Raw genomic sequence first — 21,360 nt, forward strand, 5'->3', positions numbered from 1 at the left:
AAGCCCTTGTGCCGTGCGCCGCTCCGGGGCGGAGCGGAAGAGAGGATTCCGGGCCGGTCGGGCGCTGCCCGGCGAGCGGTCAGGCGTCGCGCTTCTTCAGCACGAGATAGCCGCCGATCAGCGCGGCCGCCACCCAGGCGACCAGAATCCCGAGCCCGCCCCACGGTCCGTACGGAGCCGGGTTGCTGTTCATCGCGTCGGGTACCACCTGCATGATCTTGGATCCGGCCTGGTCGGGGAAGTAGCGGGCGACCTTCTTCGCCCCCGGCACCGCCGACAGGATCTGGGAGACCAGGAAGAAGAACGGCATCAGGATGCCGAGCGACAGCATGGAGCTGCGCAGCATCGTCGCCACGCCCATGGAGAAGATCCCGATCAGCCCCATGTAGATGCCGCCGCCGACCACCGCGCGCAGCACGTTGTCCGCACCGATGTCCGTGTGGTGTTCGCCGAGCAGGGCCTGCCCGAGGAAGAACGAGACGAAGCTGGTCGCGATGCCGACCACGAGGGCCAGCACCCCGGCCACCGCGATCTTGCTGAACAGGAACGAACCGCGCTGGGGCACCGCCGCCAGTGAGGTGCGGATCATGCCGGAGCTGTACTCCGTACCCACCACCAGCACCCCGAAGACGACCATGGCCAGCTGGCCGAGGACCATGCCGGAGAAGCTGATCAAAGTCGGGTCGAAGGTGGCCCGCTCCATCGCCGGGAGGTCGTCGAACTGGGCGTTCATCAGGGCGCAGAGCGCCGCGCTCATCGCGACGGTGACGACGAACGCGGAGATCAGCGTCCAGACGGTCGAGGAGACCGTACGGATCTTGGTCCACTCGGAGGTCAGGACCGCGGGTACCGATGCCATCGTCGTCACACCTCCCTGCCGTTGCCGGCGGCGGGGCCACCGGTCTGCCGGTTCCACTGTTCGCCCCACTGCGGGCCCGTCGGAGGTGGCGGCGGGGCATGGTCCGAGTGCGCGTGGTACTCCACGGAGTCCGCCGTCATCTGCATGAACGCTTCCTCCAGGGAGGCCCGCTGGGCACTCAGCTCGTGCAGCACGATCTGGTGCTGCGCGGCGAGCTCACCCAGCGCCTCGGTCGTCGCGCCGTCGATCTCCAGCGTGCCGCCCCCGGTCTCGACCACGATCAGTCCCGCCTCGTGCAGTACGTCGCGCAGCCGCTCCTGCTGCGGCGAGCGCAGCCGTACGTAGCTGCGGGAGTTCTGGTGGATGAAGTCGGCCATCGACGTGTCGGCGAGCAGCCGGCCCTGGCCGATCACGATCAAGTGGTCGGCGGTGAGGGCCATTTCGCTCATCAGGTGCGAGGAGACGAAGATCGTCCGGCCTTCCGCGGCGAGCGTCTTCATCAGATTGCGGATCCAGTGAATGCCCTCGGGGTCCAGGCCGTTGACCGGTTCGTCGAAGAGGAGCACCTGCGGGTCGCCGAGGAGCGCCGCCGCGATGCCGAGCCGCTGGCCCATGCCGAGCGAGAAGCCCTTCGACTTCTTCTTCGCCACCGCGGTCAGCCCGACGGTGTCCAGCACCTCGGCGACCCGGCTCTCCGGGATGCGGTTGCTCTGAGCGAGACAGAGCAGATTGTTGTACGCGCTGCGTCCGCCGTGCATCGACTTGGCGTCCAGCAGCGCCCCGATGTACTTCAGCGGTTCTTCCAGCTCGCGGTAGTGCTTTCCGTCGATGCGCACCGAACCGCTGGTCGGGTTGTCGAGATCGAGCATCATCCGCATCGTCGTGGACTTGCCCGCCCCGTTGGGCCCCAGAAAACCCGTCACCATTCCGGGTCTGACACGACAGGAGAGCCGGTCGACGGCAACCTTGTTGCCGAAGCGCTTGGTGAGACCATCGAGCTCGATCATGCGTTCACGCTAGAACGGCCGCGCGCCCGGCGCCACCACAAGGGCGGAACCGGGCGCGCAAGGGGTACAGCTGACGTACTCGGGGTCAGCGGCCCTGCTGAGCCGGGACACCACGGGTGACCGGCTCGTCGTCGGCGGGGGTGCCGGCGGCGGCGACCGCGGCGCCGGTCAGCGTGGCCAGCATCTCGCGGACGTTGGTCAGCTGGGCGTTGATCGAGTCGCGGCGGTTGGTGAGCGCCGCCAGCTCGCGCTCCGATTCGCTGCGGATCCGGTCGGCCTTGGCGTTCGCGTCGGCCACGATGTCCTCGGACTGGCGCTGCGCGGTCTCCACCGTCTGACGGGCCCGGCGCTCGGCGTCCGTACGGAGCTTCTCGGCCTCCAGGCGGAGCTGCTCGGCGCGGTGCTCGATCTCGGCGAGACGCTTCTCGGCCTTGGCCTGACGGGACGCGAGGTCGCGCTCCGACTGGTCGCGGCGCTTGGCCAGGTTGGTCTCGAAGTCCGCGGCGGCCTGGGCGGCCTTGGCCCGGGTCTCCTCGAAGAGGGCATCCGCCTCCTCGCGCTTCTGCGCGGCGTCCTTCTGGGCCTCCGTACGCAGCGAGCCGGCCTCACCCTTGGCCTTCTCGACGATCCGGACGCCCTCGTCCTCGGCCTTCGCCTTGCGCTCGGCGGCGAACGTCTCGGCGTCGTTGCGCACCTGCTGGGCGGCCGACTCGGCGAGCTCGCGGTGCTGCTCGGCGGCGCGGCGGGCCTCCTCGCGCAGGTCCTTCGCCTCCTCCTCGGCCAGCCGCAGGATCTTCTCCACGCGGGCGCCGAGTCCGGCGTACGACGGCTCCGCGTCGTTCACCTGGGCCTGGGCGTTCTGCGTTTCGAGGTGGAGCTCCTCGATGCGCTTTTCCAGAGACGTGATGCGGGTGAGAGCACTATCACGGTCGGCGACGAGCTTGGTAATGCGGTCATCCACCTGACCGCGGTCGTATCCACGTCGCACGAGCTCGAAGCCGAAGGGGGAGGAAGGGTCGCTCATGGGGTTCCTGTCGAATGAGACCGGTGAGGTGTTAGGGGGAATCCTAGGGGCCGGAACGGCGTGTCATCGAGCGGATGCCCGTTTGATCTGGAGAATGACACCCCTTTTGAGTGGCTGACCCCCGCAACCCTTGCCACTCGGAGGGTTGAACGTTCCTGACAGAGCATGGGAGATGACAAGACGACTACCCCTCGGACGACTTGCCACTCGATCGAGTGCCCGCCGAGGCCCCGGCCTTGACGCCGCCGGTGGAACCGCCCGCGCTCTTGCCGCCGCCGCCCGGCGTCTCGAAGGACTCCAACGCCTCCAACACGTCCTGGACACGGGAGATCTCGGTGTTGATGTCCTCGCGCCGGCGCACCAGCAGATCGAGCTCGCGCTTGCCCTCGTCGACCGTGCGCTTCGCCTCGACCTCGGCATCGGCCCGCAGCTTCTCGGCCTCGCGGACCAGCGTGGCCTTCTTCTGCTCGGCCTCCTTCAGCAGCGACTCGGCCCGCTTCACCGCGGCGATCCGGACCTTGCTCGCCTCCGAATTGGCGTCCGCCAGCAGCTCCTTGGCCTTGGCCGCCGCCTCGTCGCGCTGCTCCGTCGCCGCCTTCATCAGGTTGTCGACGCGTTCGCCCGCCGTCTTCATCTGCTCGGACGTCTCCCGCCGGGCGCGGTCGTGCAGCTCCTCGATCTCGCCCTCGATCCGGGCCCGCAGCTCCTCGGCCCGCTCCCGGATCGCCGTGGCGTCCCGGCGCGCGCCGACCAGCAGCTCGTCCGCGTCCGTACGGGCGCGCTCCACCAGGGAGTTGCCCTCGACCGTCGCCTCCGAGGTGATCCGCACGGCTTCCTTGCGGGCCGCGCCGACCATCGTGTCGGCCTGCTTCTCGGCCTCGGTGGCGGCGCGCAGTGCCTCCTCCTGGGCCTTGTTGACGAGCTGATCGGCCTGCTCCGCCGCATCGGCCCGGCGCTTCGCCGCGGCCTCCCGGGCCTCGTCGAGCAGCCGGTCCGCCTCCTGGCGGGCCTCCGCGCGCATCTGCTCGGCCGCCGACTCCGCCTCGGCGCGCAGCCGCTCCGACTCCTCGCGGGTGCGGGCCGCGTGCTCCTGTGCCGAGCCGACGGTGGCCGCCGCCTCCGCCCGCAGCCGCTCGGCCTCGTCCGCGGCCTCGTCGGCCAGCCGGGCCGCCTGCTGCTTCGCGTCGTCGACCAGCGCGGTGGCCTGCTGGGTCGCCTCCTCGACGAGCCCGGTGGCCCGCTGCGTCGACTCCGTACCGATCCGCTCGGCCTCGCTCGTCGCCTCGCCCACCAGCCGGTCGGCCTGGGCGGCGGCGTCCGAACGCATCCGGTTGGCGTCCTCGCGGGCCTCGGCGCGGCTGCGCGAGGCGTCCTGCTCGGCCGAGGCCAGCGCGTCGGAGGCCTCGGTGCGCATCCGCTGGCTGTACTCGGCGGTGTCCGCCCGCAGCCGCTCCGACTCGGCGATCGCGTCCGCGACGGTCCGTTCGGCCATCGCCTTCGCGGCCTCGGACTCCTCCTGCGCCTCCCGGCGGATCCGGGACGCGTCCTCACCGGCCCGCTCCCGCTCGGCGTGCGCGTCGGTGCGGACGCGGTCCGCCTCCTCCTGCGCCTCGGACTTCGTCCGCTCCGCGACGTGCTCGGCGGTCGAGCGCAGCCCGGCGATCTCCTCCTCGGCCTGCTCCTGCAGCCCGCTGACCGAATCCCGTACCTGCTGGGCGGTCTGCTCGGCCGCGGAGACCAGCTCGGTCGCCCGGCTGTCCGCCTCCTCGACCAGCCGCTGGGCCTCGGCCTGCGCCTGCTCGACCCGCTTGCGGGCGGAGGCGAGCAGCTCCTCGCTCTGCTCGCGGGCCCGCTCCCGCTCCTGGTTCGCCTCGGTGCGCGCCGCGTCGAGGGTCTCCTCGGCCTCCCGGCGGCGCCGGTTGGCCTCCTCCTGGGCGGCGGCCAGCGCCTCGGCGGCCTCCGTACCCACCCGCTCCGCGGCGGCGGCGGCCTCGGACCGCACCCGGTCGGCGCTCTCCTGAGCCTCGGACTTGAGCCGCTCCGCCTCGGCGGCCGCCTCGGACCGCAGCCGTACGGCGACCGACTCGCCCTCCGCACGGGCCTGCGAGGCATCCGCCGCGGCCTCGTCGCGCAGCCGCTCCGCCTCGGTCTCCGCCTGCTCCCGCAGCGTCCGGATCCGCTCGGCGGCCTCCGCGCGCAGCCGCTCGGACTCCTCGTTCGTCTCGCGCCTCAGGCTCTCCGCCTCGGCGCGCGCGTCCGTGAGCGCCTGCTCGGCGGTGGCGACCCGGGTCTCGGCCTCGGTGTGCAGCCGGGTCAGCTCCTCGGCCGCCTCCGCCTGCCGGGCCGCGACCGCTCGCTCGGTCTCCTCGCGCAGCTCCGCCGCCGCCTGCTCGGCCGCGGTGGTGGTCGAGGATGCCTGCTCCTCGGACTCGGTACGCAGCTCCTCGGCCTCGACGCGGGCGCGCTCCAGGGCTTCCTCGGCCTGCTTGCGCAGTGCGCCGGCCCGCTCGGCCGCCTCGCTGCGGACCCGCTCGCTCTCGGTGCCCGCGGTGGACCGCAGCTCCTCCGCGTCCGCCTTCGCCTTGGCCAGCAGCTCCTCGGCGGTCTTCGCGCCCTCCTCGATCTGCTGGACCGCCTCGCGGCGGGCCTCGCCGCGGATCCGCTCGCCCTCGGCGACCGCCTCGGAGCGCAGCTGCTCGGCCTCGCCGCGCAGCCTGCGGGCCTCCTCCTGGAGCTCGACCGTCTTGGCCCGGTACTCCTTGGTGTCGTCCTTGGCCGCGCCCTTGAGCTGATCGGCCTGCTCGGCGGCCTCGCCGCGCAGCCGGTCCGCCTCGGCCTCCGCCTCGCGGCGGATCCGGTCGGCCTCCTCGCTCGCCGCCCTGGTGGTGGACCTGGCGTCCTCGGACGCCTTGGTCAGCACCTCCTCGGCGCTCCTGGCGGCCTTGGCGAGCTGGGCCGCGGTGTCCTCGGCGGCGGCCGTGCGGGCCTTCTCGGACGCCTCGGACTTCAGCCGGTCCGCCTCGGCGCGGGCATCGGCGAGCGCCTGCTCGGCCTCCGCCTTGAGCGTCTCGGCGTCCTTGGTGGCCTCGCCGACCAGCCGGGCGATCTCCGACTTGGCGGTCCGGGTGCGCTGCTCGTTCTGCGACTCGGCGGCGGCCAGCCGCTTGACCGCGGCCTCCTTCGCCTCGGCGGTGACCTTCTCGGCCTCCAGCCGGGCCTCGCGCAGCTGGGTCTCGGCCTCCTGCATGCGCTGCTCGGCGGCCCGGTTCAGCTCGGTGGTCTGCTGCCGGGTCTGCTCGGCCTCGGCCGACGTCGACGTACGCAGCTGCTCGGCGTGGCTGGTGGCCTCCTGCGCCTGGCCGGCTGCGGCGTCCAGCAGCCGCTCGGCGTCCTTGCGGGCGCGCAGCAGGATCGCCTCGGCCTCGGTCCGGGCCGACTCCGCCTCGGAACCGAGCCGCTGCCGGGTCTCCTCCGCCAGCCGGCCCGCCTCGGCGCGCGCGGCCGCCAGGGACTGCTCGGCCTCGGCCCGGGACTCGTCCAGCAGCCGGCGGGCCTGGGACTCCGTCCGGGCCCGGAGCTGCTCGGCCCAGGCGACGTTCTCGTTGACGTGGGACTCGACGGTCTGGCGGCGCTCCGCCAGCTCCTGGTCGAGCCGCTGGCGACGCTGCACCGCCTCGTTGTGCAGCTCGGCCTGGAGCCTCGCCTGGTGCTCGGCGTGCTCCTGGAGGATCCGCTGCGTCTGCGCACGGGCCTCGCGGAGCTCCCGCTCGGCGTCGGTCCGCAGCTGATCCGCCTGGATCTGGGCGTTACGGAGCAACTGGTCGGCCTGATAGCCGATGTCCGCGCTGTCGTACGCGGGACGGGTCGCGAGATTGCGCCGAGCCTCGTGCAGCTTGGCGCGCAAGACCTCGACCTGGTAACCGAGGTCCTCGGCGTGCTGGACGGCCTTCTCCCGGTCGGTCTTCAGCCGGTCCATCTCGGCTTCGAACCGCGAGAGATGGTCGTCGTCAGCTCGGTGGCTCTCCTGGCGTTCGTAGCCCCGCACTGCGCGGTCCCATCCGTCCCCTGGTCGCAACTCTCCAACGAGTACCGTTCACCGGTGAACGGTCCCCCGGGGAATGGTGACAGATCAACGGCTGGGGACGCGGCGCGGCCCCGACCCGGCCCCGGCCCGGAACAGCCCACTCTACCGGGCCAGGTATCCGGAGGTCAGTGCTCCGCTGCGGACGTGACCAGTTCGGTGAGGACTCCGTGGCAGTCCTTGGGGTGCAGGAAGGTGATCCGGGATCCCATCGAACCCGTCCTGGGCTCCTCGTACAGCACCCGGACCCCCTTCTCCCGGATGTCCGCGGAATCCGCGTCGACGTCCGCGGTGCCGAAGGCGATGTGGTGGACGCCCTCCCCGTTCTTCGCCAGCCACTTGCCCACCGCCGAGTCCTCCCGGGTCGGTTCCAGGAGCTGGAGGTAGGAAGCGCCGCCGTCGGACGTATCGTTGATCTTGAGCATGGCCTCCCGTACGCCCTGCTCCTCGTTGATCTCGGAGTGGTACACCTCGAACCCGTAGGTCGAGCGGTAGAACTCGACTGTCCTGTCGAGGTCGAAACAGGCGATCCCGATGTGATCGATTCGCGTCAGCATGGAACCAGTGCAGCGCCACACGGATGGTTACGCAACGTGCGCGCCGTCACACCCGCTGCCGGATGACGGGCGAGGTACCGCTCAGTACATTCAAGTAAACCCTCGTTCACTCCTCATCCCAAGGGGCGCCCCTCATGTCTGGAACGACCGGTACCACCTCAGTGATCGTCGCGGGCGCGCGTACGCCCATGGGCCGCCTCCTCGGCTCGCTGAAGAGCTTCTCCGGGGCCGACCTCGGCGGTTTCGCCATCAAGGCCGCGCTGGACCGGGCCGGCATCGGCGGCGACCAGGTCGAGTACGTGATCATGGGCCAGGTGCTGCAGGCCGGTGCGGGCCAGATCCCGGCCCGCCAGGCCGCGGTCAAGGCGGGCATCCCGATGAACGTTCCCGCGCTCACCGTGAACAAGGTGTGCCTGTCCGGGCTCGACGCGATCGCGCTGGCCGACCAGCTGATCCGCGCCGGTGAGTTCGACATCGTCGTGGCCGGCGGCCAGGAGTCCATGACGAACGCCCCGCACCTGCTCCCGAAGTCCCGCGAGGGCCACAAGTACGGCGCGATCGAGATGCTCGACTCCATGGCGTACGACGGTCTGACCGACGCCTACGAGAACATCCCGATGGGCGAGTCCACCGAGAAGCACAACACCCGCCTCGGCCTGAGCCGCGCCGACCAGGACGAGATCGGCGCCCTCTCGCACCAGCGCGCCGCCGCCGCTCAGAAGAACGGCCTCTTCGAGGCCGAGATCACCCCGGTCGAGATCCCGCAGCGCAAGGGCGACCCGGTCCTCTTCGCCAAGGACGAGGGCATCCGCCCGGAGACCACCGTGGAGTCGCTCGGCAAGCTGCGCCCCGCGTTCGCCAAGGACGGCACGATCACCGCGGGCACCTCCTCGCAGATCTCCGACGGTGCCGCCGCGGTCGTCGTGATGAGCAGGGCCAAGGCCGAGGAGCTGGGCCTGGACTGGATCGCGGAGATCGGCGCCCACGGCAACGTGGCCGGCCCGGACAACTCGCTCCAGTCGCAGCCGTCCAACGCCATCAAGCACGCCCTCAAGAAGGAGGGCCTGGAGGCCGGCGACCTCGACCTGATCGAGATCAACGAGGCGTTCGCCGCCGTCGCCGTCCAGTCGATGAAGGACCTCGGCGTCACCCCGGACAAGGTCAACGTCAACGGCGGCGCCATCGCGCTCGGCCACCCGATCGGCATGTCCGGCGCCCGTGTGGTGCTGCACCTGGCGCTGGAGCTGAAGCGGCGCGGCGGCGGCACCGGCGCGGCGGCGCTGTGCGGCGGCGGCGGTCAGGGCGACGCGCTGATCATTCGAGTCCCGGGCAAGTAGTACGCGGTACAGGTAGAGCACGCAGCGAGTGAACGGAGCGGTGATGGTGGACGTCCCCACCCTGGTCGAGCAGGCACGTGCGGGCCGGCCGCGGGCCGTGGCCCGGCTGATCTCCCTGGTGGAGGGGGCGTCACCGCAGCTGCGCGAGGTGATGGCGGCCCTGGCGCCGCTGACCGGCAACGCGTACGTCGTCGGCCTGACCGGTTCGCCCGGTGTCGGCAAGTCGACATCGACGTCGGCGCTCGTCTCGGCGTACCGGCGGGCCGGCAAGCGGGTCGGCGTGCTGGCCGTCGACCCGTCCTCGCCGTTCTCCGGCGGGGCGCTCCTCGGCGACCGGGTCCGGATGTCGGAGCACGCCTCCGACCCGGGTGTCTACATCCGCTCCATGGCCACCCGCGGGCATCTGGGCGGCCTCGCCTGGTCGGCACCGCAGGCGATCCGGGTGCTGGACGCGGCGGGCTGCGACGTGATCCTGGTGGAGACGGTCGGCGTCGGCCAGTCGGAGGTGGAGATCGCCTCCCAGGCCGACACGTCCGTCGTACTGCTGGCCCCCGGCATGGGCGACGGCATCCAGGCGGCGAAGGCCGGAATCCTGGAGATCGGCGATGTGTACGTCGTCAACAAGGCCGACCGGGACGGCGCGGACGCCACCGCGCGCGAGCTCAACCACATGCTGGGCCTCGGCGAGTCACGGGGCCCCGGCGACTGGCGGCCACCGATCGTGAAGACGGTCGCCGCCCGGGGAGAGGGCATCGACGAGGTCGTCGAGGCGCTGGAGAAGCACCGGGCCTGGATGGAGGAGCACGGCGTGCTCGCCGAGCGCCGCGCGGCCCGCGCGGCGCGCGAGGTCGAGACCATCGCCGTCACCCGGCTGCGCGAGCGCATCGGTGATCTGCACGGCGACCGCCACCTCGGCGCGCTCGCCGAACGCATCGTGGCGGGCAGCCTCGACCCGTACGCGGCGGCCGACGAACTGGTGGCGGGGCTCACCGGCGAGGGGTGAGCCGACGGTTCGGCCGGGCGGGACCGGGGCGGCGTGCGGGCCGCTCCCGGTCCCGCCCCGTCATGTCCGGCCGACGCTGCCGGAGATGACGTGTCCGTGGCAGGATTACCGCCGGATACGTGCACGTGGTGTCCGCCGATTCATGCGTACCGACGGGGGGAGTGGCGCATGCTGGGTCCGCTGCGGGAGGACTCGCCCGGACGGATCGGGCCGTACGCGATACGGGCCCGGCTCGGCGCGGGCGGAATGGGAGAGGTCTTCCTCGGCGTCCACGACGGCGGCGGCGACCCGGTCGCCGTCAAGACCGTCCGCCGGGACGTCGCCCGTGACCCCGGCTTCCGCAACCGCTTCCGCCGCGAGATCACCGTCGCCCGGTCCGTCTCAGGACCCCATCTCGCCCTGCTGCTCGACGGGGACGCCGACGCCGAGGTGCCCTGGCTCGCCACCGGATACGTGGCCGGGCCGACGCTCTCCGCCGCGGTCCGCCGGGCGGGCGCGATGGACGAGGCCGAGGTACGGATGCTCGGCGCCGGACTCGCCCGCGCCCTGGCGGCCGTCCACGCGGCCGGGATCGTCCACCGCGACGTGAAGCCCGGCAACGTGATGCTCGCGGCGGACGGCCCCCGCCTCATCGACTTCGGGATCGCCCGCGACTCCGGCGCGACCCCGCTCACCACCACCAGCCGCATGGTCGGCAGCCCCGCCTTCATGTCCCCGGAACACGTGGCGGGCAGCGGACGCGTCGTGCCCGCCTCGGACGTCTTCTGCCTCGCCTCCCTGCTCTGCTACGCCGTCACCGGACGCGACCCCTTCGGCGACGGCCCGGTCGCCGCGGTGCTCTACCGGGTCAAGTACGTCGAGGCCGATCTCGACGACGTACCGGACGCGCTGCGGGCCGTACTGGAACGCTGCCTGGTGGCGGACCCGGCCGCCCGCCCGGCCGCCGCCGGACTCGCGGAGCTGCTGGACCCCGGCGCGGCCGGGCGGTGGCCGGAACCGGTGGCGCAGCACATCGCCGAGCACGGGCGCGAACTGACCCGGGTCATGGCCCTGGGCCGCCCGCTGCTGCCGGGGTACACGCCGACGGAGGTGGCCGCCGACAGCCGCCCGGGTCTCCATCAACTGCCCACCCAGGGAACCGACTTCACCCCGGGTCTGCATATCGCCCCCACCCAGGGGCCCGGCCTCGCGTCACCCCCGCGCCGCTCCCGGCGCGCCCTGGCCGTCTCGCTGGCCGCGCTGATCGTGCTGGGCGCGGCGACGGGCGGGATCCTGGCCTGGCGCAACAAGGGCGGCACGCCCGGAGGGACCGCGCGAGGTGGCGGTCCGCCCGCCGTCCGCATCGTGGCGGGCGTGGACGAGAACGGCGGCCCGGACGCCTCGGGCACGGTTCCGTACGGTCGGGATGTCCGTCCGGCGGGGTGGAAGAAGTCCTGGAAGGCGAAGTTCTCCGGGGCACCGGTCGGCTGTGCCGCGGGCCGGGACGTCATCGTCTGCCGGAAGGTGGACGGCACGTACGAGGCGTTGTCGGCGGCGGACGGGCACCGGATGTGGACGCTGGACGCGGGGGAGACCACCCGCTCGGCGGGGTGGGGGCCCCGCGGGCAGTTCTTCATGCCGGCCGGTGCCACCCGTCCCATCGTGTACGACGACACCGTCCTGCTCGCGGCAGGTGACCGGCTGCAGTCGCTGGATGCCCGGACCGGCAAGGCCCGCTGGGGGGCCCGGTCCGGCGGCGCGCACAACTTGGAGAGTGCGCCGCTCGTGGCCGACGGCCTGGTCTTCGCCTCCACCGCACCGACGTTCGACAACGCGTCCCTCGCTGCCTACGACCTGAAGACCGGTGTCGAGAAGTGGCGAAAGCCGCTGTCCCCGCAGGGTGTCTCCAACGCCCAGGGCGGCAACTTCTGGCCGGTCGCCACCGCCGGCGGCGTGGTGTACGCCATGGGTGAGGAGGCGCCGAAGGCTTTCCGGCCGAAGGACGGCACCTTGCTCGGCACAGCCGGTGGCGAGGCCGTTCAGGGGGCCGGCGAGCCGACCAACTCAGGGTGCGGGAACCTCCGGGTGCGTGGTGGTTCCGCCTTCTGTACGGCCTACTTCACCAACGAAGACCCTTCGGGCTTCGGTAGTGACATGCACCTACTGCGCTTTTCGGCGGGGACGCTCAAGTCGCGGGGGCAGGTGCCGGTGAACCCCGCGCTCGTTGCCGAGGCGACGCTCACCGCGTTGGACGACCGGGTGATCACGCTTCGCAGGAGCGGCGAAGGCGTGCACGACGAGCTCGTGGTCGTGAGTGGCGACGGCAGTCGGATCCTCGGCAGGTTCCCGCTCGGCGGGAAGCCGGCACAAGGCATGAGCAACCCGGTGTCCGCCCCGCTGATCGTTGCCGACACATTGGTCTGGGCGGACAGCACAACGCTCTACACGGTCCCGATCCGCGCAGACGGATCCCTGGGGCCACAGTCCAGGACCCCGGTTCCGGGCGCTCCCGGCCCGACCAGGACACCGACCTACGACAGCGTTACCAACGGCATCGACCTGGAGCAGGAACTGCTCGACCCGCAGGTGCTGCCGGTCGGCGGCGTCGTGCATGTCGTGTACGACGACGGCACCACGGTCTCCGTACCGCTGCCCGGATGAACGACGAACGCTTGAGGGGACCGCACAGTGATCGAGCCGCTTCCGCCCGGCCGCGCCCGGCTGATCGGCCCCTACCAGCTGCTCGGACTGCTCGGCGCGGGCGGCATGGGCGAGGTGTATCTGGCCCGGCCCGCAGGTTCGGCAGACCCTCTTGCCGGGCTGGTCGCGCTGAAGACCGTACGGGCCGAACTCGACCTCGACGACGGCTTCCGGATCCGCTTCCGTCGCGAGATCGACGCGGCGGGAGCCGTGCGCAGCCCGCACACCGCGGCCCTCGTCGGCGGTGACGCGGGCGGCCGGCTGCCCTGGCTGGCGACCGAGTACGTCCCCGGCCCCTCGCTCGCCGAGGCGGTGATCCGCGGCGGGCCGATGCCCGAGCCGGTGGTGCGCGAGATGGGCGCCGGTCTGGCCCGCGCGCTCGCCGACATGCACGCCGTGCGCGTACTCCACCGCGACCTCAAGCCCGGCAACGTGCTGCTCGGCGCCGACGGCCCGAAGGTGATCGACTTCGGGATCGCCCAGGCCTTCGACGCCACCCAGCTCACCCGCACCGGAGTAGTGGTGGGCAGCCCCGGCTACATCTCGCCCGAACACGTCAATGGCTCACGGGCGCTCGTACCGGCGTCGGACGTCTTCTGTCTCGGTGCGGTGCTCGCCTTCGCGGCGAGTGGGCGGGGTCCGTTCGACGACTCCGACATGGCTGCCGTGATCTTCCGCATCGCCCGGGGTGAGGCCGAACTCTCCGGCGTACCACCGCAGTTGCGCGCCGTGATCGAGGAGTGCCTGCGCAGTGACGCCGGGGCGAGGCCGACGCCTCAGCAGCTGGCCGACATGCTGGTGTCGCAAGGCCGGGCGGCCGGGGAGCCCTTTCCCTGGACCGACGCGATCCGGGGGCAGCTCGCGGCGCACGCGGCGGGGGCGCGCGCCGTCGTCGAGGCGGCCGTGCTGTCGGCCGCCGCGCCTCCGGTCCCGTCCGGTGTCCCGCACCCCGGCGGGCCCGCCCTCGCCCCGACGCCGGTCGTGCCGGTGGCCGTACAGGGTGAGCGGCAGGGCAACAAGGGTCTGTGGATCGCGTTGGCGGCAGCGGCCACCGCGGTGTGCGTGGTGCTGGGGGCGGTGCTGCTGCCGGGGCTCTTCGAGGGGGACGGCGGAGGCGACGACAAGGCGGGCGGGGCCGGTGGTGGCGGCGCGCAGCCGACCGCTTCGGCCTCCGACGCGGTGCGGACGAAGGCCGGGCCGGCCGTCATTCCGGGTGCGGACGCGGGTCGTACCGGCGATTTCGGGACGGCTGCCGCGGATGACTCCGGGAAGCCCGCGGACTGGCAGCCGTGGCACGTCAGGATCGCGAACGGCCGCGTCGAGTGCGTAATCGCGGAAACGTCCCTGGTCTGTGGCGGACCGGAGCGGATCACCGTGCTGGACGCGGCGAACGGCAAGCAGCGGTGGCAGACCGGGCCGGGCAGGGCGGGCACCGGACCGGCCTCGGTGGCCGCGGTGATCGGCACCACCGTCTACGCCTTCGACGACGGTGCCCTGGTGGCGCTCGGCCTCGCCGACGGCGCCGAGAAGTGGCGCGAGCCGCTGGCGGGCGGTGCACGGGTGACCGACTCCGTCCAGTCGGCCGGTGTCCTGTACTACGCCACCAGGACCACCGGCACGGGTGCGGGCCGGATCTTCGCCCACCAGCTCACCGGCACGCACACCCGCAAGTGGGACAAGCCGTGGGACGACGCGGCCGACGAAGGGGAACTGCTCCTCGCCGACGGTCGGCTCGTCGCTGTCGGCGATGCCGTCACCGTCCTGAAGAGCACGGACGGGGCGCGGTCGGGGAGCACCGGGCCCGGGGACGTCACCTGCCGCACGCCGGTCCTGAAGGGAAGGGCACTGCTCTGCACGGGGCCGAGCGGTCTGACGGTCGTGGATGCGGCCGCCCCGCAGAATCGGCGGACTGTCGCCGACGGAGTGGACATCGCCTATCGGCCCGCTGTCACCCGGGACGGCACAGTCGTGCTGAGCACCGAGGAACGGGTGTACGCGTTCGGTCTGGCAGACGGGCGCCAGAGCTGGGCGACGCCCGAGTCGGTGGACTACTCGGGCGCACCGGTCATCGTCGGCGACCACGCCTACCTCGTCACGGAGAACTTCCTGGAGTCCTACGAGTTCACGCCCGGAGGGCAGGACATCCCGGTCGCGACCAAGCGGTACAACGGCTGGCCGGAAGAACACATCGGTGGGGTTTCCCCGGCAAGCGTCTCCCTGCTCGCTATGGGAGACGTGCTCTTCCTGAGCTTCGAGGATGGAAGAGTTCTCTCCGGGTACGCGCCCTGACGGCCCGCCGGGGCGGCGCCCTCAGTCGTCGTCCCCGTCACGGTCGTCGTCCCCGTGGCCGTCGTCCGACCGGTCCACCGTCACCTTGCCCGTGTTCGCGTCGACGTTCAGCTCGTGCTGCCCGCCGTCCTTGCCCCGGACGTCGACCTCCCAGTGCAGCGCCCCGCCGCTCCGGCCGTCGTTGTCGTCCAGGTCGACCGAGGTCACGGTCCCGGACTGCGTCTTCAGCGCGGCGTCGACGGCCGCGTTCAGCGACACGGGGGCGGACCGGGGCGCGTGCCGGTCGCGGTCGTCGTCACCGTCGTCGTCGGAGGTGTGCTTGCCGAGCACCTTGCCGTTGCCCGCGTCCACCGTGACGTCGTGCCAGACCTTGTCGGAGCCGTACACGTCCAGCTCCCAGACGAGCCCGCCGTCCTCGTCGTCCAGCTCGGCCTCGGTGACCGTGCCGGGGACGGCCTCGACGGCGGACGTGACCGCTTCCGCCACGCCGGTCCGGGCGGTGTCACCGCTCTTCACGCTGGACCGGGCCTCGCGGTCGTGGCCGTCGTCGTCCGAGAAGGCGACCGCCGTGGCGGCCGTGCCGCCGACGAGCACGGCGGCGGTGACTGCGGCGATGACGAACTTGCGCTTCATGAGGGTTCCTCCCCGATCGGGTGGCCGGTTTCGACGAGGACCACACTGCCGGGGTGATGCTGAACGCAGCCTGAAGCCACCTGAAGCCGTCTTCAGGTTCGGTTTGCGACCCTGTGCGTATGCGCCTGTTGATCGTGGAGGACGAGAAGCGGCTCGCGATGTCCCTGGCCGCGGGGCTCACCGCCGAGGGCTTCGCCGTGGACGTCGTGCACGACGGCCTCGAAGGGCTGCACCGTGCCGCCGGGGGGACGTACGACCTCGTCGTCCTCGACATCATGCTGCCCGGGATGAACGGCTACCGGGTCTGTGCCGCCCTGCGCGCCGCCGGGCACGAGACGCCGATCCTGATGCTGACGGCGAAGGACGGCGAGTACGACGAGGCGGAGGGTCTGGACACCGGGGCCGACGACTACCTGACCAAGCCCTTCTCGTACGTCGTGCTGGTGGCCAGGATCCGGGCGCTGCTGCGGCGCCGGGGAGGCGGCTCCGCCTCGCCGGTGGTCACCGTCGGCGCCCTGCGCATGGACACCGCGGCCCGCCGCGTCCACCTCGGCGAGGCCGAGATCACCCTGACCGCGAAGGAGTTCGCGGTGCTGGAACAGCTCGCGCTGCGGTCCGGGCAGGTGGTGAGCAAGGCGGACATCCTCGAACACGTCTGGGACTTCGCCTACGACGGCGACCCGAACATCGTCGAGGTGTACGTGAGCACGCTGCGGCGCAAGCTCGGCGCGGCCGCCATCCGCACGGTGCGCGGCGCCGGGTACCGGCTGGAGGCGCTGTGAGGTCGGTACGGGCCAGGGCCGCGCTCGGCGCCACCGTGGTGGTCGCCCTCGCCCTGATCGGCGCCGGGCTCTCCGTGCTCCTGGTCCTGCGCGCCAACCTGACCGGCCAGGCGGGGCTCCAGGCCGAGGTGGTGGCCCGGGAAGTGGCCGGGCAGCTCGCCCTCGACGTGCCGTACGACCGGCTGGAGATGCGCGACGAGGAGGACCATCCGGTCCAGGTGACCGACGAGGACGGGCGGGTGGTCGCCGTCTCCAAGGACCTCCGGGCCATCTCCGGCACCGGCACGGACCGGGTCACGCCGGACCCGTCACCGGCCGCCGGGCAGTCCGGCGGCGGGAGCGACGACGACGGGAGCGACGACGACGCGGACGACGACCACGGCACCCCGGGCCGCGGCGAAGTCGACTCCGACGAACCGGACTTCACCAACGGCACCGCCACCGTGGACGGCGAGACGGCCGACTACCGTTTCGCGTCCGTGCAGGCGACGACCTCCGCCGGGGTGACCCTGACCGTCCACGCGGGCGCCCCGCTGGCCGCCGAGCAGGAGGCCGTGGGCACGGTGCGCGGCGCGATGCTGATCGGGCTGCCGTTGCTGCTGCTGGTCGTCGCCGGGGTGACCTGGCTGGTGACCCGGCGGGCGCTGCGCCCGGTCGAGGGGATCCGGCGCGAGATGGCCGCGATCACCGCGTCCGAGGACCTGAGCCGGCGGGTGCCGGAGCCCGGCTCGCGCGACGAGGTCGCCCGGCTGGCCCGGACCACCAACGAGACGCTGACCGCCCTGGAGGCGTCGGTGGAGCGGCAGCGGCGGTTCGTCGCGGACGCCTCGCACGAACTGCGCAGCCCGATCGCCTCGCTGCGCACCCAGCTTGAGGTGGGGGCGGCCCATCCGGAGCTGCTGGACGTGCCGGGCGCGGTCGCCGACACCGTACGGCTCCAGGCGCTGGCCGCCGATCTGCTGCTGCTGGCCAGGCTGGACGCGGGGGAGCGGCCGGGGCGTACGGTGCTGGACCTGGGCGCGCTGGTCCGCGAGGAGATCTCGCAGCGCAGCGGCGACCGGATTCCGGTGACGGTGTCCGTGCCGGACTCCGGGGAGTTCGAAGTGGCCGGATCGCGCGGGCAGTTGGTGCGGGTGATCGGCAATCTGCTGGACAACGCGGAGCGGCACGCGCGGAGCGCGGTGACCGTCTCGGTGCGTGCGGAGAGCGGCGACGTGATCGTCGTCGTCACCGACGACGGGGCGGGGGTGCCCCCCGAGGAGCGCGAGCGGATCTTCGAACGTTTCGTACGGCTCGACGACGCCCGCACCCGGGACGACGGCGGCGCGGGTCTCGGCCTGGCCATCGCCCGGGACGTCGCCGCCCGGCACGGGGGCCGGCTCACGGTCGACGGTGCGCGGGAGGGCGGCGCCCGCTTCGAACTCCGGCTGCCCGGAGCCGGCTGAACGCCGCCCGGTTCCGCTCAGACCTTGCCGCGTCGTCCCCGCAGGTGTTCCGCGACCGGGGTCAGTGCCGCGTGCAGGTCCGCCAGGGCCTCCGGCGTCAGCAGGTCCATGAAGTGCTTGCGGACCGACGCCACGTGGTGCGGCGCCACCTTGCGCATCGTCTCCGCACCGTCCTCGGTGAGGACCGCGTACAGACCGCGCCGGTCGGACTCGCAGTTCTCCCTGCGGACCAGGCCGGCGGTCTCCATGCGGGTGATCTGGTGCGAGAGCCTGCTCTTGGACTGCAGCGTCGCGGCGGCGAGGTCGCTCATCCGCATGCGCTGGTCGTCCGACTCCGAGAGGTTGACCAGGATCTCGTAGTCGTTGTTGGTCAGTCCGAACGGCTGGAGGTCCTTCTCCAGCTGATGCATCAGCAGCCTGCTGACGTCCAGGTGGGTGCGCCAGGCGCACTGCTCCGCGTCGTTCAGCCAGCGCGTGGCCGTCTCGGTCTCCATATATGGATTCTACCTAAGAAGTTGAAAGCCGGACGAAGTGGGGAAGTGTGACGGTCCGCACCCGTCCGGAGACGGATCCGGGTGCGGGGCGCAGACGTTCGACGTCACACTCCGCAGACTACCGTTCACAACCCGAAGCGACGCTGGAGGTCCCCGAGCTGACCGGGCATACGGGGGGTGGCGCCAGGTTGACCCGCGCCCGGGGGCACCCCGGGCTGCCCCGGCACCGTACCCGTCGGCTGTTCGGCCATCAGGACCTCGGTCGACTGGAGCAGCACCGTGCCCGCACCGACGAACTCGAACTGGTGCTCCTCGCCCGAGGTGCCCCCGATGCCCGTCAGCGACCGCAGCCCGCCCAGCACGCCCGTCATGTAGCCGTGGTCGTAGTGGTGGCAGGGCGAGGGGCAGTCCGCCCAGCCCACCAGGGCCTGCGGGTCGACCCGCAGCGGCGGCTCCATGAAGACCACCGGGCCGTTGGAGGCGGCCACGAACTTCCCCGTGCCGATCAGAGTCAGAAAGCCGGGCACGATCGACTGCTTGAGTGCCAGGGTGGGCTGGTAGGCGAGGAGATTGCCCGACCGGATCGTCAGGTTCCCCTCGTCCAGGTCGTAGGAGTTCACATCGAAGGCCCGGTCCGCGAGCAGCATCTTGCCGCTGCCCTCGGCCACCACCCAGTCGCTCGCGTGCAGCGGCGAGTGGAAGCTCGTACGGATCAGCCGCTCGAAGCGGCCGTGGCCGATGCCGTTGAAGTCGATCCGCCCGTAATAGGCGATCATCTTGCCCTTCTGCAGGAACCACTGGCTCCCCTTGAGCTCCACGCAGAAGGTGTACGAGTTGACGTTGTCGTCCGACGGCAGCGTCATCGGGTCGAAGACCACGGGCGTGCTCACAGCTTCTCCTCCGAGGCCTGTACGTACACCGCGCCACTGCCGCTCAGCTCCAGCTGGAACGCCTCGCCGGAGCCGCGCCCCACCATGTCGCGCCAGCCGAGCGCGGTCGAGAGCTTGTTCCGTACGTCGCCGTGGTGCGCGACGTACGCCTGCGGATCCACATGCACATCGCGGCCGGGAACGATCGGCAGCTCGATCACCCCGCCGTGCGCCATCACCGCGACCGCGCCGTGCCCCTGGAGCGTGGTGGTGAACAGGCCCTGCCCGGTCACCTGGCCGCGCACCATGCCCATCACGCCGCCCTGCGAGCCCATGAACATGGTGCCCTGCTGGAGTGTCCCGTCGAAGGCGAGCAGCCGGTCGGCCTCCACATAGAGGGTGTCGCCGGCCAGATCGATCACCTGGATGTGATGGCCGCCGTGGCCGAACATCACCGTTCCGCTGCCCTCGACCGTCATCAGCGGGGTCGCCTCGTTGGCCACCCGCCGGCCGATCATGGACATCAGCCCGCCCTGGCCGCCCTGGATGTTGGGGGTGAACGACACCTCGCCGCGGTAGGCGAGCATCGCGCCCCGCTGGCTGTACATCTTCTGGCCGGGAACCACTGTCGCCTCGACCATCTTCGAGTTGATCTCGCGGAACGGCATCAGACATCGCCCCCGATGGTGTTCCGCTCGCTGGGCTGGACGTAGACCACGCCCTCGCCCTCGAACCGGATCTGGAAGGACTCCCCGGAACCCTCGCCGATCAGCGTCCGGAAATTCACCCCCGCCTGGAAGTGCTGCTGGAGGTTGCCCTGATGGGCGATGTAGGCGCCCGGGTCGACGAACAGCGGGTACTGGGCCGAGACCCGCAGCGCCACCGCCGAGCCGTCCGACATGATCGCCACCTGGCCGGTGCCCTCGACGGTGGTGGTGAACAGGCCGTTGCCGCTCGCCCCGCCGCGCAGGCCGGTGAAGGTGGTGCCGGTGCGCAGCCCGGAGTCGGTGCACAGCAGATTGCTCGCCTCGACGTGCAGCTTGTCGCCGCGCAGCGAGACGAGGCTGATCTCGCTCGCGCGGTCCGCGAAGTAACAGGTGCCCTGGCCGGTCACCTCCATCACGGACATCTGCTCGCCGGTCAGCCGCCGGGTCACCATGCCGCGCAGCCCGTCACCGCCGCCGGTCATCTTCTTGAACGTCATCCGGCCGTCGTAGGCGACCATCGAGCCGTTCTTCGCCTTGACGGCGTCACCGGCCAGGTCGACGGCGAGCGTTCTGCTGCCTTGGAGTCGGAACATTGCCACGGAGCGACGTTAACGGCAGGCCCCCCGGCCCGGACAGGGTCCGAAGGAGGATCCCTCGCCCCGAAAGGCCCCTGATACGCATCCGGTACCTGATGCGTACGCAACCGGGACGTATGACCCGTTGCGTACGGTCCCCGCTATCCGGCCCCCGGCGCCGGAGGCCGCCCGCGCCGATGTCACAATGGGGGCGCTTGTGCCTGTATTCACAAGCTGTCACCGTCCTCCCACCGAAGGTGCCCCCGTGGACATCAAGACCGCTACCGCCCTGCACCGGCTGCGCCTCATCTCGATTCCCGAGGCGCTCTCCTTCCCGGCACTGATCATCTTCGGCTCGGTCCTGAGCCGGGTCTCCGACATCGACTTCCTGATGATGCCGCTCGGCATCCTGCACGGCGTGCTCTTCGTGATCTACGCCGTGCTGCTGCTCGATGTCTGGGCGAAGACCAAGTGGCCGCTGAAGCGCGTCGCGCTCTTCTTCCTGCTCGCGCTGCTGCCGTTCGGCGGGCTGTACGGCGACAAGCTGCTCAAGCGCTACGAGGCCGACGGCGTCATCGCCGCCCGTGCCCGCCGCGAGGGCGTGGTCAGCGCATGATCGTCGCGTTCTCGGTCAGCCCGCTGGGTGTCGGCGAGGACGTCGGCGAGTACGTCGCCGACGCCGTCCGGGTCGTCCGTGAGTCCGGGCTGCCCAACCGCACGGACGCCATGTTCACCTCCGTCGAGGGCGAGTGGGACGAGGTCATGGACGTCGTCAAGCGGGCCGTGGCCGCCGTCGAGGCGCGGGCCGGACGCGTCTCCCTCGTGCTCAAGGCCGACATCCGCCCGGGTGTCACCGACGGTCTGACCTCCAAGGTCGAGACGGTGGAGCGGTATCTGGCCGGCTGACGCCGGTCCTGCTTCCGGAGCCCCTGCCCCTCTGCCGGATCCGCCGGAGGGGCGGGGGCTTCCTCATGCCGGACCGGGGCCGCCGGGCGGACTCCCGGGCCGGGCGGCGATTC

At 71.8% G+C, this 21,360-nt stretch carries 18 protein-coding genes; 8 read left to right on the forward strand and 10 right to left on the reverse strand.

Going from position 1 to position 21,360, the window contains the following annotated elements; genetic code table 11:
• Positions 1 to 79: 79 nt before the first annotated feature.
• The 5 genes from ACFVH0_RS07925 to mce all read right to left on the reverse strand — a co-directional run bounded on the left by ACFVH0_RS07925 (position 80) and on the right by mce (position 7,528).
• Positions 80 to 859, reverse strand: a complete 780-nt coding sequence (locus ACFVH0_RS07925) for an ABC transporter permease (RefSeq protein WP_385818703.1) — start codon at positions 857 to 859, stop codon at positions 80 to 82.
• A gap of 5 nt (positions 860 to 864) precedes the next feature.
• Entirely contained in the window at positions 865 to 1,866 is a 1,002-nt protein-coding gene (locus ACFVH0_RS07930) for an ABC transporter ATP-binding protein (RefSeq protein WP_385818704.1), read from the reverse strand.
• 85 nt (positions 1,867 to 1,951) lie between these two features.
• Complete coding sequence (locus ACFVH0_RS07935; RefSeq protein ID WP_072486740.1) at positions 1,952 to 2,890, reverse strand: cellulose-binding protein; 939 nt, start codon at positions 2,888 to 2,890, stop codon at positions 1,952 to 1,954.
• Positions 2,891 to 3,074: 184 nt separating this feature from the next.
• On the reverse strand, positions 3,075 to 6,935 hold the full coding sequence (gene scy, locus ACFVH0_RS07940; protein WP_385818705.1) for a polarized growth protein Scy: 3,861 nt from the start codon (positions 6,933 to 6,935) through the stop codon (positions 3,075 to 3,077).
• Between the two features lie 164 nt (positions 6,936 to 7,099).
• Positions 7,100 to 7,528, reverse strand: a complete 429-nt coding sequence (gene mce / locus ACFVH0_RS07945) for a methylmalonyl-CoA epimerase (protein ID WP_342285662.1) — start codon at positions 7,526 to 7,528, stop codon at positions 7,100 to 7,102.
• A 134-nt stretch (positions 7,529 to 7,662) separates the two neighbouring features.
• Here mce and ACFVH0_RS07950 point away from each other — a divergent pair, with 134 nt between their 5' ends.
• From ACFVH0_RS07950 to ACFVH0_RS07965, 4 genes are all read left to right on the forward strand, one after another.
• The gene (locus ACFVH0_RS07950) at positions 7,663 to 8,865 is read left to right on the forward strand and encodes an acetyl-CoA C-acetyltransferase (RefSeq protein WP_385818707.1); all 1,203 of its coding nucleotides are present in this window, start codon (positions 7,663 to 7,665) and stop codon (positions 8,863 to 8,865) included.
• A 43-nt stretch (positions 8,866 to 8,908) separates the two neighbouring features.
• Entirely contained in the window at positions 8,909 to 9,868 is a 960-nt protein-coding gene (gene meaB / locus ACFVH0_RS07955; RefSeq protein WP_385818709.1) for a methylmalonyl Co-A mutase-associated GTPase MeaB, read from the forward strand.
• A 168-nt stretch (positions 9,869 to 10,036) separates the two neighbouring features.
• Positions 10,037 to 12,508 carry a PQQ-binding-like beta-propeller repeat protein gene (locus ACFVH0_RS07960; RefSeq protein WP_385818711.1) on the forward strand — a complete coding sequence of 824 codons (2,472 nt, stop codon included), beginning with the start codon at positions 10,037 to 10,039 and terminating at the stop codon, positions 12,506 to 12,508.
• 27 nt (positions 12,509 to 12,535) lie between these two features.
• Positions 12,536 to 14,836, forward strand: a complete 2,301-nt coding sequence (locus ACFVH0_RS07965) for a protein kinase (protein WP_385818712.1) — start codon at positions 12,536 to 12,538, stop codon at positions 14,834 to 14,836.
• A 21-nt stretch (positions 14,837 to 14,857) separates the two neighbouring features.
• Here the strand turns inward: ACFVH0_RS07965 and ACFVH0_RS07970 are convergent, their stop codons facing one another.
• Positions 14,858 to 15,469 (reverse strand): PepSY domain-containing protein, encoded by a 612-nt coding sequence (locus tag ACFVH0_RS07970; RefSeq protein WP_385818714.1) that lies wholly within the window; start codon positions 15,467 to 15,469, stop codon positions 14,858 to 14,860.
• A 119-nt stretch (positions 15,470 to 15,588) separates the two neighbouring features.
• Between ACFVH0_RS07970 and ACFVH0_RS07975 the strand changes: the two genes are divergently transcribed.
• Entirely contained in the window at positions 15,589 to 16,251 is a 663-nt protein-coding gene (locus tag ACFVH0_RS07975; RefSeq protein WP_385818716.1) for a response regulator transcription factor, read from the forward strand.
• The gene (locus ACFVH0_RS07980) at positions 16,248 to 17,696 is read left to right on the forward strand and encodes an ATP-binding protein (protein WP_385818718.1); all 1,449 of its coding nucleotides are present in this window, start codon (positions 16,248 to 16,250) and stop codon (positions 17,694 to 17,696) included. Before ACFVH0_RS07975 ends, ACFVH0_RS07980 begins: the two co-directional genes overlap by 4 nt.
• Positions 17,697 to 17,713: 17 nt before the next feature.
• On the opposite strand, the gene ACFVH0_RS07985 is transcribed toward ACFVH0_RS07980, so the two are convergent.
• From ACFVH0_RS07985 to ACFVH0_RS08000, 4 genes are all read right to left on the reverse strand, one after another.
• Positions 17,714 to 18,190 carry a MarR family winged helix-turn-helix transcriptional regulator gene (locus tag ACFVH0_RS07985; protein ID WP_266621603.1) on the reverse strand — a complete coding sequence of 159 codons (477 nt, stop codon included), beginning with the start codon at positions 18,188 to 18,190 and terminating at the stop codon, positions 17,714 to 17,716.
• 125 nt (positions 18,191 to 18,315) lie between these two features.
• Positions 18,316 to 19,080 (reverse strand): AIM24 family protein, encoded by a 765-nt coding sequence (locus tag ACFVH0_RS07990; RefSeq protein ID WP_385818720.1) that lies wholly within the window; start codon positions 19,078 to 19,080, stop codon positions 18,316 to 18,318.
• Positions 19,077 to 19,727, reverse strand: coding sequence for an AIM24 family protein (locus tag ACFVH0_RS07995; protein WP_385818722.1), 651 nt, complete (start codon positions 19,725 to 19,727; stop codon positions 19,077 to 19,079). The genes ACFVH0_RS07990 and ACFVH0_RS07995 overlap by 4 nt, the downstream gene beginning before the upstream one ends.
• Entirely contained in the window at positions 19,727 to 20,359 is a 633-nt protein-coding gene (locus tag ACFVH0_RS08000) for an AIM24 family protein (RefSeq protein ID WP_385818832.1), read from the reverse strand. Before ACFVH0_RS08000 ends, ACFVH0_RS07995 begins: the two co-directional genes overlap by 1 nt.
• A gap of 247 nt (positions 20,360 to 20,606) precedes the next feature.
• Between ACFVH0_RS08000 and ACFVH0_RS08005 the strand changes: the two genes are divergently transcribed.
• Together ACFVH0_RS08005 and ACFVH0_RS08010 are read left to right on the forward strand one after the other, a co-directional pair.
• A complete protein-coding gene (locus ACFVH0_RS08005; RefSeq protein ID WP_093544066.1) occupies positions 20,607 to 20,957 on the forward strand; it encodes a DUF3817 domain-containing protein in 351 nt (116 codons plus the stop codon).
• Complete coding sequence (locus tag ACFVH0_RS08010) at positions 20,954 to 21,247, forward strand: MTH1187 family thiamine-binding protein (protein ID WP_030351951.1); 294 nt, start codon at positions 20,954 to 20,956, stop codon at positions 21,245 to 21,247. The genes ACFVH0_RS08005 and ACFVH0_RS08010 overlap by 4 nt, the downstream gene beginning before the upstream one ends.
• Positions 21,248 to 21,360 lie beyond the last annotated feature (113 nt).

The sequence above is a fragment of the Streptomyces sp. NPDC127117 genome, from assembly GCF_042677325.1.
Lineage (GTDB): Bacteria > Actinomycetota > Actinomycetes > Streptomycetales > Streptomycetaceae > Streptomyces.

Excerpts from the sequence above, each read along its gene's own strand:
- ACFVH0_RS07970 (WP_385818714.1), bottom strand. The coding sequence starts at position 15,469 with ATGAAGCGCAAGTTCGTCATCGCCGCAGTCACCGCCGCCGTGCTCGTC.
- ACFVH0_RS07995 (WP_385818722.1), bottom strand. The coding sequence starts at position 19,727 with ATGCCGTTCCGCGAGATCAACTCGAAGATGGTCGAGGCGACAGTGGTT.
- ACFVH0_RS07930 (WP_385818704.1), bottom strand. The coding sequence starts at position 1,866 with ATGATCGAGCTCGATGGTCTCACCAAGCGCTTCGGCAACAAGGTTGCC.
- mce (WP_342285662.1), bottom strand. The coding sequence starts at position 7,528 with ATGCTGACGCGAATCGATCACATCGGGATCGCCTGTTTCGACCTCGAC.
- ACFVH0_RS07975 (WP_385818716.1), top strand. The coding sequence starts at position 15,589 with ATGCGCCTGTTGATCGTGGAGGACGAGAAGCGGCTCGCGATGTCCCTG.
- meaB (WP_385818709.1), top strand. The coding sequence starts at position 8,909 with ATGGTGGACGTCCCCACCCTGGTCGAGCAGGCACGTGCGGGCCGGCCG.
- ACFVH0_RS08010 (WP_030351951.1), top strand. The coding sequence starts at position 20,954 with ATGATCGTCGCGTTCTCGGTCAGCCCGCTGGGTGTCGGCGAGGACGTC.
- ACFVH0_RS08000 (WP_385818832.1), bottom strand. The coding sequence starts at position 20,359 with ATGTTCCGACTCCAAGGCAGCAGAACGCTCGCCGTCGACCTGGCCGGT.
- ACFVH0_RS07960 (WP_385818711.1), top strand. The coding sequence starts at position 10,037 with ATGCTGGGTCCGCTGCGGGAGGACTCGCCCGGACGGATCGGGCCGTAC.
- ACFVH0_RS07950 (WP_385818707.1), top strand. The coding sequence starts at position 7,663 with ATGTCTGGAACGACCGGTACCACCTCAGTGATCGTCGCGGGCGCGCGT.
- ACFVH0_RS07935 (WP_072486740.1), bottom strand. The coding sequence starts at position 2,890 with ATGAGCGACCCTTCCTCCCCCTTCGGCTTCGAGCTCGTGCGACGTGGA.
- ACFVH0_RS07925 (WP_385818703.1), bottom strand. The coding sequence starts at position 859 with ATGGCATCGGTACCCGCGGTCCTGACCTCCGAGTGGACCAAGATCCGT.
- ACFVH0_RS07985 (WP_266621603.1), bottom strand. The coding sequence starts at position 18,190 with ATGGAGACCGAGACGGCCACGCGCTGGCTGAACGACGCGGAGCAGTGC.